We start from the raw sequence: 12,752 nt of genomic DNA, 5'->3' as shown, positions 1-12,752 counted from the left end.
TTAAGTTATTTGACAGGTCATCACTGTCATGACGTACCGTTTCGTACGCTTCTCTTTAGTTCATAACCCACTTTAAAAATTGTTAAACCCCAAATTTGAAAACACGAATCAAAGTAGCTTGAAACCTTCCTTGTTGGTATGATGAAGAAAGACTGAACGAGAGAGGAAGAACGCTGTGAATATTTTTATGACAGGTGCAACAGGATTTTTAGGGGGCCGGCTGGCAAAGGAATTGATTGCGCGAGGCCATCACCTCTATGTCCTCGCCCGCTCCCCCGAAAAAGTCACCCATGTTTTTACGCCAAAAGAACGTGAGGCCATCGAAGTGCTCGCCGGTGACTTGACGGCGCCGCTCCTCGGTGCGGACGAGACGTTTATCGAGCGAAATCATGGGAAGGTGGACCTCGTGCTGCATATGGCCGCACTCGTAAAATTCGACGAAGAACTTCGCGATGAGCTGTTCGAGACGAACTTGACCGGCACGAAACAAGCGCTCGGCTTGACGAAAGCACTCGGGTGTCGCCGCTTTTTCCATGTGAGCACGGCCTACACGCTCGGAGCAAAAGAAATCGGCCACGAGACGCTCTATACGGACCAGACGTTCCATAATCCATACGAAGAGAGCAAGGCCCACGCCGAACATGCCGTCTGGGCGATGCGCCACGAACTCGAGGTCTCGATCTTCCGACCGGCCATCATCGTCGGCGACTCGAAGACAGGAGAAGCCGATTCGAAGTTCACGATGTACGGCTACATGCGCGCCCTCGAGGTGTTCAAACGTCGGCTCGAACGTCGTGGGGCTCCGGCTGGCCCGATTCGGCTCGTCGGGTCGGAGAGCGGGACGTCGAATCTCGTCCCGGTCGACTACGTCGCGGACGTCCTGCTTGCCGCAATCGAACATGCGCGTCCGAACACGATTTATAACGTGACGAACGACACGCCACCACGAAATGCGGACATGCTCGAATTTATGAAAGAGGCGCTCGCCTTCCCCCACTTGAAAATCACAGAGGCACCGACGTCGTCGCTCAGCACGGTCGAGGAGACGTTCAACGAGATGGTGAAAGTCTTCAACCCCTACCTAGACCGAGACATCCGGTTCACCGACGCGAACACGAAACAGTTGCTCGCCGAGGCCGGTTTTCAGCCGCTCGATTTGAACGTCCGGTCGCTGAAGCGTATCGTTGACGCCTATTACGACACGAAATAAAACAGGATGGAGCTGACACAAGTCAGTTCCATCCTGTTTTACGTTTTGTCACAGACGAGGACGATTTTTCCGTCTTGAATCTCGCCTTCGAGCGATTCGACCATCTCTTTCGTCAACCCGAGGCTTTCAAGTTGTTCGATGCGATCGTCTGAATTCTTCGTGAACTTGGACATGAGCGACTCCCACAACCCTTTCTCGGTGATCCGATACGGCTGGACGCCCGCCTCGGCGGCGAGCCGAAGCGTCAATTCTTCGTCTCTAGCAAATAAGTAGATGTGCTCGTTCACACAGCCGCCCGACACCATCCCGTTCACTTCATGGTCGACCGACGTCATATCACGTACAATTCTCGTTTCTAACATCCTTCATCCTCCTAAACGTTCACAGTCAAAATCGAATAATATACTATTCCCAAAAAGTGAGCGCTAAAACCCGATTTCGGACGGAATGTTTCAGAGAAGGTTCATCGATACGTAACAGACCAGGAAAGGATCCCGAAATGATGGACGAGTTGGTTGATTCGTTCCTCCTCGTCACGTTTAGACAGGACCGTGTCACGGGTCGCTTTGAACGTCATGTTTTCGTTCGAGGATGAAATCGAAGTGATCTGATATCCGGCCTGTTGTAACAGGGAAGCGACGATTTCAAGCTTCTCGCGCTCCTCCGAACGAAATGTATGTTGTGCTTTCATATTGGTCCTCCTCAAGTTTTCCGGTCTCACCTGGCTTATGTACCTTGAAAACAATGATGCTATACTTATGACAATGAGACAAGGAGTGATATGGATGCCGAAACAAGACATGAATGCGATCATGCTCGACTACTTGAATGAAAAAGAGGACTACGAGGCGTTCGCGGCCAAACTGAAGCAATTACTCAGTGAGTTGCTCGACAATGCCGGGATTCAATTCCATTCCATCGTCGCTCGGGCAAAAGAGGCAGAGAGCCTCTATGCAAAATTATCTAGGAAACCTTATCAATATCGGTCGCTGCGGGACGTACAAGATTTGGCCGGGTTACGGATCGTCACGTATTTTCATGACGACGTCCGAGCTGTCGCCCGAATTCTAGAAGAAGAGTTTCGAATCGACCGGGAACAGTCCATCGACAAGTCGACCTTGCTCGACGCGAACGAGTTCGGCTATTTGTCCGTCCATTATGTGGTGGGCTTGAGCGACAAACGTCTCGCGCTCGGCGAATATGAGCGGTACCGGGAGAAGGAGGCGGAGATTCAAGTCCGGTCCATCTTGCAACACGCTTGGGCCGAGATCGAGCACGACCTCGGCTACAAGAACCCGAACGCGGTCCCACCAGAAATCAAGCGTAGCTTCAGTCGCGTCGCCGGTCTGCTCGAAATCGCCGATTCAGAGTTCGTCAACATCCGAAAACAGCTCCGGACGTTCGAGCAGGAGACGGTTGAACGAATCATCGCTTCCCCGGAAGAAGTGACAATCACACGCGACAACTTGAACTATTATATCGCGAACGATCCGACAGTCGAGAAACTCGACAATGCCATCTTCCAGAGCGACTGGCTGCTCGAGACGGACTTGTCGACAATCATCGAGCTGACCCGCATGTTCCATTACGCCCAAATTCGCACGTTCCACGACTTGAGCGAGACGCTCGACTTGTATTTCAACCGGGCCGTGAACTGTTCGGCGCTCTTACCGTCCTCGCTACTCCCCCGTCAAGGGATGGGAGTCGTCTATGCCGTGCTCGCCAAGTTGCTCGTCGAAGGCGATGACCAGCAAATCGAGTTCTTCTTCCGTCGGTTTTATCCGGACTTGAAACATTATGACGAAATCATCCAACAATTACGGATTCGGGAAGAGCCGACATAACTTTACAGACTTCATGTTTTTATTGTAGAATGTTTTTATGTACTGAAATATATGCAAATAATGATTTTTAAGTAGGAGGTACTTCCGAGGATGACAACCCCTGTACAGACAGCATCCCGCCGTCAGCTCGTCGCTGACGCCGAACGCGGGATTCGCATGAACTATCGTGGCGTGAAAAAAAACCTCCGCGCGATGTTCTCGCAATATTTGACGCGTAATGAATTTTTCATCCTTCGGTCACTCTGCCAAACGAGCCCCCAGATTGCATCGGCGCTCTCGAACGAGTTCCAGTTCTCGGCCTCGATGATTACGGCACTCGCAGATGAGTTGACGAAGAAGGGACTCATCTCACGTGAACGGAGCGAGCGCGACCGCCGTGTCGTCGAACTCCAAGCGACAGATGAAGGCCGCGCCTTGTTCGAGACGTTAGAAGACATGAAGATCGAGTACTTGATGGATGTGTTCGAGGACTTCTCGGATGAGGAGCTCATCGTCTTGTCGAAGCTGCTCGACCGCATGGACGCGTAACGGCCCACGTCGACGTCAAAATAAGCCATAGACCCATCCCAGTGATGGATTTATGGCTTATTTTTTTACATCTATTTAGTTCTCATGAGGCGGTCGATTTCGTGTCTTTTCATCCCACCTACGTTTAGCCTCTTTATGCAAATCGTCCTCATTGCGAAGGTGCATTCCTCTTATCTCTCGGTTTATAGCTCGCGCCTGCCTTTTGACTGATCTCTTTGTTATGTTGAACCAGACCACATAGCTCACACTCGCAAGAAACAAGCTCCAAGCGGCTTGTTCTGTGGCGATATAGACGAGAAGGTACATCATAAGCCATAGACCGATCGATGAGGTATACTTTCTAAATGATTTGATCGTTTTCTTCCCCGTTCCGCGTTCTGAATAAAAAAAGTGACGACACCCCATTTAACAATAAACAGCCCGGAGTGGCAATCACTCCGGGCCATCGATTCAATTTCGTATAAGCTTCGCCGTCACGATGATGCGGTCGCGGTATCCATGTTCAGGGTCGTACGGCCCTGCACAGGTGATCAATTGCAACCGCTCCGATTGTGTGGCCGCAAAGATGGATGCGAGCGGCACATCTTCGGTCCGATAGCGTTCTAACGAGACGACCTCATACCGAGCGACTTGCTCGTTGCGTCGGAGCGTCACCGTCTCTCCGAGTTGCAACGTGGCGAGTTCGCTAAAGATGGCCGGACCTTGGAGATCATCCAAATGTCCGGATAAGACGACGTTGCCGATTGCACCGGCACGTGCGCCGTATTGATACCATCCAACTGCATTGACGTCATCTGGCGTATCCATCCGGTCGAGTCGGTCTTTCCCGACCGGTTCGATAATCGCGTCGACGTCGAGTGATGGAATGAGGAGTCGTTCTGGGATAAACGTTTCCCGGTGAAACGATTGCCGGCTGACCTCAGTCGAGGCAAGGACGAGCGGTTCGGCGAATCCGACCGTTGGGAGTCGGAATTCTTCATCCGGCGCATCGACCTTGGCGGCCATCGAGAGAAATGCGAACGATCCAATCAGTAAAAGCTTAGGCGTCTTGCTGCTTACGACGAAAGACGTAGAAGCCAGCCGCTGCCGCACCAAGTACTGCTGCTGCAAGCAACCAGTTCATCGAGGCAGGCTGCGCGAGTCCGCCTTGTCCTGTTTCAGGAGCTCCTGCCATTTCCCCACCGTCTGCTGCAAGCAACACTTCAAACGCTGGTTCCCCTTCAAGGAGTCCGATGGCGAATGCTGTATAGTTCTTACCACCTTCGAGGGCGACCCCGTCAAGCGCTTTCACGACGTCAGTCGCACCCGCTGGACGGACTTCAAGGTCATACGTGCCGGCATCGAGTGTACCATAGTCAGATACCGCTTTGAACTCGAGGTTCGAGAAGAGTGGGTCTCCACCTTTTGGTGCCACATCAACGGCTGGTGCATCCGGTGCAAAGTGAGCCACACGAACTTTTGACTTGCCATCTTCAAAGTTAGAGTCATCTTCCATTGCTGCGATCTCGATATTCTCGAGTTGGCCGATTGCTGCAGCTGTGTAGAATTTGCCTGCTTCGAGTGAGAGGTCGGCTGCGACGACGACCGTCTCTGCATCGCCTGCTGGTTTGATTTCAACGTTATAATCCCCAGCTGGGAGCGTCAGGTAATCTGTGAGTGCTTTGAACTCCGCGCCTTCGACTGCGACTTCCCCGTTGACGTAGACGTCGACCGCTGGGGCATCAGGTGAAGCGTGGAGTACCCGGACCATTGCATCGCCATCATGGCCGTCCGCGCTGACTGGTAAGACGAGTGCGAACGCAAGTGCGAGCGTTCCGAGTAAAGACATCAATTTCTTCATGTGAAATTTTCCTCCCTTTTCCCTTAAGTTGACCGATGGACTGCGTACCACAAGTTTGGTGTGATGCTGCATTGCGTGCTACATCCGATTGCTATGTAGCGGGTGACATCTTAAATTTAAGACAACAGGACAATGGCGTAAAGGCGACAGTATGTCTCGAATGTGCTGTGACGCCTCTTCGAGTGAGACCGCTTTCTTTACAGTACTGTTACTTCCCCGTCTCAATTAAATGAAAACCCTGTGACATGTATTGTCACAGGGTCAAATGTGCTCGGGCCCATTCGACGTCATTCACAAATAACGCGTCGACGCCGAGTCCCTTGAAACGATTTACTTGTTCTTCCGTCTTGATCGTGTACGGCCGAACGTGGATCCCCGCTTCGACCAATGCCTTTATCTCGTCGTCCGTGAATGCGCGGACGTTTGGATGAATGGCATCGGCTCCAAGTCGCTTTAAATAGGAGACGGGGTCCGTAATCCGTTTCGAGGTCAAGGCGGCGAGTTCGTATTCAGTCGTCAACTTACGTAAACGTCGTAACGTATCATGATGGAAGGAAGACACGATCAGTCGTTCGACCGGGAAACGTGTCCGCCTCACCATGTCGACCAGACTTGCTTCGATTCCCGGATAATGCTCCACATCTGTCTTCAGTTCGAGGTTGATAAGGAGCGATGTCGGTTTGACGAGTTCGAGAAACGCTTCGAGTGTCGGAATCGGTTCATCTCCTCCGAAGTGAAGCGCCGCGTTGGCCGTTCGGAGTTCGGCATACGTCTTGTCGACGACCCGCCCTCGTCCATCCGTCGTCCGTTCAAGTGACTCGTCATGGATGAGCACGAGCATACCGTCCCGTGTCATATGGACATCCGTCTCGATGCCGTCCGCATTTGCCTCAATCGCAGCCTTGAAGGCCGACATCGTATTTTCTGGATAATGCGCCATGACCCCCCGGTGCGCGAACAGTCTCATCGGCTCACGCTGTCCCGTACTTGGCCGTCAAATAGCGGACGAGTGGACGGACTGAGATTTCTTCACCCGTCACCTCGCGAACCAACTCGTTCGGGGTGAGCGACTTGCCATGACGGTGGACGTTCGTTTCGAGCCATTGTTTGATCGGACCGAATTTCCCGTTCCCAATCCACGTGTCGAGCTCAGGATGTTCGGCCCGGAGCGCTTCTGTCAACTGAGCCGCATAGACGAGACCGAGGGCGTAACTCGGGAAGTAGCCGAATGAACCGCCGGCCCAGTGCACGTCTTGAAGCACACCTTTCGCGTCGCTTGGAACGTCGACCCCGAGATACTCTTTATACAGACGGTTCCATGCGGCCGGAAGCTCCGCTACGGATAACGTTCCTTGGATGAGCGCTTTTTCAAGTTCATATCGGATGATGATATGAAGGCTGTACGTCAGCTCGTCGGCCTCGATTCGGATGAGCGACGGCTTTGCCTCGTTCACCCCGGCATAAAACGTCTCGAAATCGACAGATGCGAGGGGCGGATGCTCGGCTTGCAGTCTTGGATACACACTTTGTAAAAAGGCGACGCTCCGACCGACAAAGTTTTCGAAGAACAACGACTGCGACTCGTGAATCCCCATCGACGCTCCGCCTCCGAGACCGAGCTCGTCGAGTGACGCATCGATTTGTTGTTCATACGTCGCGTGTCCCGCCTCGTGCATCGTACCGAACAAGGCGTTCCGATAATCGGCTTCATCGTATTTCGTCGTGATTCGGACGTCACGACGGTTGATTGTGATTTCAAACGGGTGGACGGTCGCATCCAATCGCCCACGGCTCAAATCATAGTCGACGACCCGCATCCAATCATGACAGATTCGCTCTTGCGCCTTCTGTTCCATCGACCAATCGAGGTTTGCTTCTGCCTCCGGAAGTTGACGGATGAGTGGCACGAGTTCATCGCGGAGTCCTTCGAACAATCGGTCGAGCTGTGCGACCGTCATGCCTGGTTCGAAGTCGTAGAGCAATGCGTCATAAGGGTGCGCGTCATAGCCGAAATAATCGGCGAACGTTCGTTGATAGGTCACAATCTTCTCTAAGTATGGCGCGAACATTCCCCAGTCATCGCGCTCTTTCGCTTTCTCCCACGCCGTCTCCGCTTCCGATACGAGCGTGACGTACGCCTGATACTCTTCAGGCGGGATTTTGGCGTTCCGTTCATACTGCGTCTTGGCGACAGAGAGCGAGCGGGACTCGATTGGCGTCAATCCGTCTGCCCCTTCCATCTCGTCGAGCAATCGTTTGAACGATTCGCTCGTCTGACGCTTGAACGCCTCTGTCGATAAATAGCCGATTGTCTCCGCCCGTAGCGGTGCCGACTGTTCCGGCATCTGCGTCCGCATATCCCAGTAGAGTAACGAGATTGCCTCGTCGAAGGCGCGAAGCTGTTTAAAGTGCTCACGCCACTGTTTTGTCAATTCCATGTCTTGACCACCCCTGTTCATTTATCCTTACATCACTACTTTATTACATTCGTCAGCCGTTGCCTATCTTTGCACCTGTTATTCGATTCGGTAGTTGAATCAGAATTCGAAGTCGTTCAACAAAATATTGACCTGTTTCTTGATTTTTCTGACGATTTGTTTGCTCTATATCCATTATGGTAGAAAAGTAAACAATAAAGGAGCGAATGTAGTGTGAATCGAACACGTAGACAAAAACAACGAACATATATGATGCGACGGATTCTATTTGGATTGATCCTCCTTGCCATCGTCGCGCTCATCCCGGCACTCGTCGGATTCAAACGGGAGACGCCCGTCCAGCCTATCGAAGAAGAGCCGATTGCCGTTGAGGTCAGTCAAGGCCCGACGTTTCCTGACATCCCGATCCCTGATTGGCGATTAGACATAATCGAACCGGTAGACGACGCGTTGATGCCCGTTGGTGCGATGACGTTCGTCAATTTGACCGATGGCGTGATTTTACTCGATAAAAACGGAGAAGATCGTGTCTATCCGGCGAGCACCACAAAATTGATGACAGCGCTTCTCGCCTATGAACAGGCGAGCCTTGCGGGTGAACTCGACAACGTACTCATTGAAATCAAACCGTCCACGCTCGATATTCCGTGGGACAGTCATATCGCGCATCTCGCCGTCGGCGACAAATTGTCCGTCCGTCAAGCCCTCTATGCGACGTTGCTCGAGTCAGGGAATGACGCAGCGAACGCACTCGCCGAATATGTGAGCGGCTCGACCTCCGCGTTCGTCGAATTGATGAACGAACGGGTCGATACCCTCGGCTTGACGGGCACCCATTTTATGAATGCGCACGGTTATACCGACCCGGACCATTACACGACAGCGCACGACATGGCGAAAATCGCATACGTCTTCGGACAGTATCCCGAGCTGATCGAGATTGCCGGTACATATGAATACGAAGCGCTGTTCTCGGACAAGGACGGGAACGGGAAGCGCCGCTGGTGGTATCATCTCGGATCGGCCGTCAACGAACGAAGCATCCATTATTCGGATTTGGTGACGGCGACGAAGACCGGCTACACGGACGAATCCGGATATACGATGGTCTTTTTGATGGAAGAGGCCGATAAGCAGTATGCGCTCGTGACGATGCGAGCCAAATCCGGACAGACGTTTCCGACGATGCGCGCGGTCGAACAAATCATCTTCGGACGCTCAATCGAAGAGTAGGACATAGTTAATGAAGGGACGGCTCAAACGAGCCGCCCCTTTTTTGATAAGATAACGATTTCAAAGCCATAATGTTACAAGGAGATTACAGACACATCTCCTCCAAGTGACGAAAATTCAGAACATTTAAACTTTATTTGTGAAAAAAGTAAGGCTTATCCGTTGATATAATGCGCTTTAGAGCCGTTTTTATGAAAAAAGACTGATTTGCAATGACTGTGAAGGTCCGTTAAGGTTAGTCACAAGTTCGTCTTCACCGTTCCGCTATAACATAATGTGGGAAAGACGTCACATGATGTAAGCGGACGATTGAACCATATTTAAACAGCGTACAGGAGGTAATACAATGTTATGGCAAGAATGGGTATCCATCGCGCTTTACCTCGTGATGATGCTCGCTATCGGTTATGTCGCATATAAGCGAACGACCGACTCATCGGATTATATGTTAGGTGGCCGCAAGATGGGGCCAGGTGTCACCGCCATGTCGGCCGGCGCGTCAGATATGAGTGGATGGATGTTAATGGGACTACCGGGGGCAATGTATGCCACGGGATTATCAGCAATTTGGTTAGCCGTTGGATTGGTCATCGGAGCTTACTTGAACTACTTGTTGGTCGCTCCGCGTCTTCGCGTCTTTACTGAGATGGCGAATGACTCGATCACGATTCCAGATTTTCTTGAGAATCGGTTCCGAGATCACTCGAACTGGCTACGGATTCTGTCAGCATCCGTCATCATCATCTTCTTCACGTTCTATACGTCGGCCGGTCTCGTATCGGGCGGTAAATTGTTTGAAAGCTCGTTTGGAATCAACTATCAGACTGGTGTCATCGTGACAATCAGCGTTGTCATCTTGTACACGCTCTTCGGCGGGTTCACGGCCGTCAGTTGGACGGACTTCGCCCAAGGCGTCATCATGTTCCTCGCACTCGTCCTTGTGCCGCTCGTCGCACTGACGGACGTCGGCGGCATGTCGAACGCCGTCGATACGGCGACCGCCATCAATACGGACTTGTTCGACTTGTTCAACGGGACGACGACGCTAGGAATCATCGGACTCCTCGCATGGGGACTCGGTTATTTCGGTCAACCTCACATCATCGTCCGCTTTATGGCGATTAAAGATGTGCCATCGCTTAAGACGGCACGCCGAATCGGGATGGGTTGGATGACGGTCTCGATTATTGGTGCTGTCATGACGGGACTTGTCGGGATTGCATACTTCCGTGGTCAAGGGAATGCCCTCGCCGACCCGGAAACGGTGTTCATCCAGTTCTCGGACGTCTTGTTTCACCCGTTCATCACAGGGTTCTTGCTCGCAGCGATTCTCGCAGCGGTCATGTCGACAGTCTCGTCGCAATTGCTTGTCACCTCGTCTGCGTTGACAGAAGACTTCTATCGTAAGTTCTTCAACAAAGATGCGAGCGAGAAGACAATGGTCCTCGCTGGACGAATTGGTGTCTTGCTCGTCGGGATCGTCGCGACGATCATGTCGCTTAGCCCGTCGAACACGATTTTGACGCTCGTTGGTTATGCATGGGCCGGTTTCGGTTCAGCCTTCGGTCCAGCGATCCTCTTGTCGCTCTATTGGTCGAAGATGACGCGTCAAGGTGCGCTCGCTGGTATCCTCGTCGGTGCCATCACGGTCATCCTGTGGATCATTACTGGCTTGTCGAGCGTCATCTACGAGATGGTACCAGGCTTCTTCTTCAGTCTGCTTGCCATCGTCCTCGTCAGCACGTTCACGAACCAACGTGAACAAAAACGAATCAATCGTGAATTTTCAGCGATGGAGGCAGAACTTGCTGCCGCTAAAGAAGAATAAGCATCAAAAAGCTCGTCCCGGTTTTACTATCGGGACGAGCTTTTTTATTATGTCGGTTACATGTTTGTAGCGAGTAACCAGACACGGATGAGGAACGGGACGATTACAAGGACGAGCATGACGTTTCGAAGCATCCGGTTCCGGTTCCAATAGTATGCCATCAGAACGAACGGATGTAGCGCCGTCAGTTCGTACGGATTGAACCAAAACCAAGTCAAAATCAAGACGATCAAAAAGTAAAGGACCGAGCGCTGTTTCGTCGTCCGATACTCTCGAAACATGTCGTATGCTCCTTTAAAGAACGCGAGAAACGCGACGATCCAAAAACTGATGACAATGACATTTTCCAATCAAACAACCACCTTAAGAGACATTTTCAAAATAGAATCCGCCCCAATAAATATGCCGATACGTGAACTCCTTCCCACTCTCTGCCGTGATGACAATCTCGTCCTCGGTCAAGACGAGCACGTGGACCGGGACCTCACCTTGCTTGAGCATCGGGCTGAACAGGCGAAACTGTTTATTCAGCCATTTCCGTTCCGTGAAGTCACGGTAATGATGCAAGGCAAGTGTCGGGTGGACAAGAAAGACGGCGGCGAGGAACGCGATGGCCGTCGGAGAAGCCGATACTTCAATCAGCAGTGACGTCACGAGCACGAGTGACAAGACGCCATATCCGAACTCGAGCAGCTCCATCAAGGAAGCCCGGCTCGCGATGACGTACTGGATGACACGGAACGCGACATAGAGCAAAAGGCTGACCATCACATATTGGGAAAACGGGGCGACGCGCATGGAAACGTCTAGATAGAACAAAACCGGCAGTAGCATGATCCACTTCCATAATTGTAAGGCGAGGTAAAACAATGATTGATCGATGAAACGACGATTGTGTACGAGCCGTTGCATATCCATGTTTCCCACCTCCGATTAAAAGATGCGATCTTAAGAATACCATTCCCCGTATCGAGGAATGCTAACTTGCAATTGCACGTTACCCGGATTTTTCTTTTCGTTCAATGAGCGTCGCATTGAGCAGCCCACCAATCAAGATGACGGAAGCGGCCAAATAAAACCAAATGAGAAGGACGATGAACGCCCCAAGCTGGCCGTAAAAACGCTCATAGTTCGCATACTGTGAATAGTAGCTGAACACGTTCGAAACTGTCAAGATGCCGATTGTGGCGAACGCGGCCCCACCCCAACTGTCACGAATCGTCCCGCGGTGACTCGGCAACCATTTATAAACGAGCAAGAACACACTGAACAAGACGAGCGACCCGACAATCCAGCGGAAATAAAACCATATCTGCGCATACGTGGCGACAATATCCTCAATGAAGATGATGTGAGTCGACACTTCACGGAGCGCCGCCTCGACGACCGGGATGACAAGCGAGAACGGGAGCACGAACATGAGCGCGAGTGTGACAGCGATATCTTGGAGCGCACCCCGCAAGAACGATTTATTCCGAATTAAGCGATAGGCATCATTTAACGAACGGACGAGTGACTGTACCGCCATCGAAGAAATCCAGAGTGCAGGCAAAATACTGAAAGAGGCGAGTCCGAGCCTTGAGTCGTCAAAGATTGACTCAATGTTTCCTTCTAACAGCTCAAAGCTTGTCTCCGGCATGACGAGGGCGAGCGCCTCAATCACGTCCCCGCTCGTGAACGGCAAGAGCCCGACGATGCCAAGGACGAACAGTAGGAAAGGAAAGGTCGATAAGATGAAATAATAGGCAAGCATGGCCGCCTGATCGAAGAAGCGCTCTACAAAAAAGCGCTTGAATACAATTTTGAATGTGTGTAGCATGATTCTAACTCT

Annotated in this window: 14 protein-coding genes; 5 read left to right on the top strand and 9 right to left on the bottom strand. The window is 51.7% G+C overall.

Annotated features, from left to right (window positions below):
* The first annotated feature begins 175 nt into the window (after positions 1-175).
* Positions 176-1,210, top strand: coding sequence for an SDR family oxidoreductase (locus KNP92_RS06410; RefSeq protein WP_214838720.1), 1,035 nt, complete (start codon positions 176-178; stop codon positions 1,208-1,210).
* 38 nt (positions 1,211-1,248) lie between these two features.
* Here KNP92_RS06410 and KNP92_RS06405 read toward each other — a convergent pair whose 3' ends face one another.
* Positions 1,249-1,572 (bottom strand): YflT domain-containing protein, encoded by a 324-nt coding sequence (locus KNP92_RS06405; RefSeq protein ID WP_251136416.1) that lies wholly within the window; start codon positions 1,570-1,572, stop codon positions 1,249-1,251.
* 101 nt (positions 1,573-1,673) lie between these two features.
* Positions 1,674-1,901, bottom strand: coding sequence for a ribonuclease E inhibitor RraB (locus KNP92_RS06400; RefSeq protein WP_214838718.1), 228 nt, complete (start codon positions 1,899-1,901; stop codon positions 1,674-1,676).
* Positions 1,902-1,995: 94 nt separating this feature from the next.
* Between KNP92_RS06400 and KNP92_RS06395 the strand changes: the two genes are divergently transcribed.
* Together KNP92_RS06395 and KNP92_RS06390 are read left to right on the top strand one after the other, a co-directional pair.
* Positions 1,996-3,054 carry a GTP pyrophosphokinase gene (locus KNP92_RS06395; protein ID WP_251136415.1) on the top strand — a complete coding sequence of 353 codons (1,059 nt, stop codon included), beginning with the start codon at positions 1,996-1,998 and terminating at the stop codon, positions 3,052-3,054.
* Between the two features lie 90 nt (positions 3,055-3,144).
* Positions 3,145-3,582 (top strand): MarR family winged helix-turn-helix transcriptional regulator, encoded by a 438-nt coding sequence (locus KNP92_RS06390; protein WP_214838714.1) that lies wholly within the window; start codon positions 3,145-3,147, stop codon positions 3,580-3,582.
* Positions 3,583-4,032: 450 nt separating this feature from the next.
* On the opposite strand, the gene KNP92_RS06385 is transcribed toward KNP92_RS06390, so the two are convergent.
* The 4 genes from KNP92_RS06385 to KNP92_RS06370 form a co-directional block, all read right to left on the bottom strand.
* Positions 4,033-4,587, bottom strand: coding sequence for a class F sortase (locus KNP92_RS06385; protein WP_251136414.1), 555 nt, complete (start codon positions 4,585-4,587; stop codon positions 4,033-4,035).
* A gap of 34 nt (positions 4,588-4,621) precedes the next feature.
* On the bottom strand, positions 4,622-5,422 hold the full coding sequence (locus tag KNP92_RS06380) for a DUF4397 domain-containing protein (RefSeq protein WP_214838712.1): 801 nt from the start codon (positions 5,420-5,422) through the stop codon (positions 4,622-4,624).
* Between the two features lie 253 nt (positions 5,423-5,675).
* Positions 5,676-6,389: a glycerophosphodiester phosphodiesterase gene (locus KNP92_RS06375; RefSeq protein WP_214838710.1), complete on the bottom strand. Its 714-nt coding sequence runs from the start codon at positions 6,387-6,389 to the stop codon at positions 5,676-5,678.
* A gap of 4 nt (positions 6,390-6,393) precedes the next feature.
* Complete coding sequence (locus KNP92_RS06370; RefSeq protein ID WP_214838708.1) at positions 6,394-7,860, bottom strand: carboxypeptidase M32; 1,467 nt, start codon at positions 7,858-7,860, stop codon at positions 6,394-6,396.
* A 252-nt stretch (positions 7,861-8,112) separates the two neighbouring features.
* Here KNP92_RS06370 and KNP92_RS06365 point away from each other — a divergent pair, with 252 nt between their 5' ends.
* Entirely contained in the window at positions 8,113-9,093 is a 981-nt protein-coding gene (locus KNP92_RS06365; protein WP_214838706.1) for a D-alanyl-D-alanine carboxypeptidase family protein, read from the top strand.
* 346 nt (positions 9,094-9,439) lie between these two features.
* Positions 9,440-10,921, top strand: coding sequence for a sodium/proline symporter PutP (putP, locus tag KNP92_RS06360; RefSeq protein WP_214838705.1), 1,482 nt, complete (start codon positions 9,440-9,442; stop codon positions 10,919-10,921).
* 56 nt (positions 10,922-10,977) lie between these two features.
* On the opposite strand, the gene KNP92_RS06355 is transcribed toward putP, so the two are convergent.
* The 3 genes from KNP92_RS06355 to KNP92_RS06345 form a co-directional block, all read right to left on the bottom strand.
* A complete protein-coding gene (locus KNP92_RS06355) occupies positions 10,978-11,271 on the bottom strand; it encodes a hypothetical protein (RefSeq protein WP_214838703.1) in 294 nt (97 codons plus the stop codon).
* Positions 11,272-11,284: 13 nt separating this feature from the next.
* Entirely contained in the window at positions 11,285-11,833 is a 549-nt protein-coding gene (locus tag KNP92_RS06350) for a hypothetical protein (protein WP_251136413.1), read from the bottom strand.
* Between the two features lie 85 nt (positions 11,834-11,918).
* Positions 11,919-12,740, bottom strand: coding sequence for a YihY/virulence factor BrkB family protein (locus KNP92_RS06345; protein WP_214838699.1), 822 nt, complete (start codon positions 12,738-12,740; stop codon positions 11,919-11,921).
* Positions 12,741-12,752 lie beyond the last annotated feature (12 nt).

The sequence above is a fragment of the Exiguobacterium sp. s122 genome (genome assembly GCF_018618475.1).
In the GTDB taxonomy this organism is placed as follows: Bacteria; Bacillota; Bacilli; order Exiguobacteriales; family Exiguobacteriaceae; genus Exiguobacterium; species Exiguobacterium himgiriensis.
Note: the sequence above shows the minus strand (reverse complement) of the source record. Positions and strands in the feature narration are given on the sequence as shown.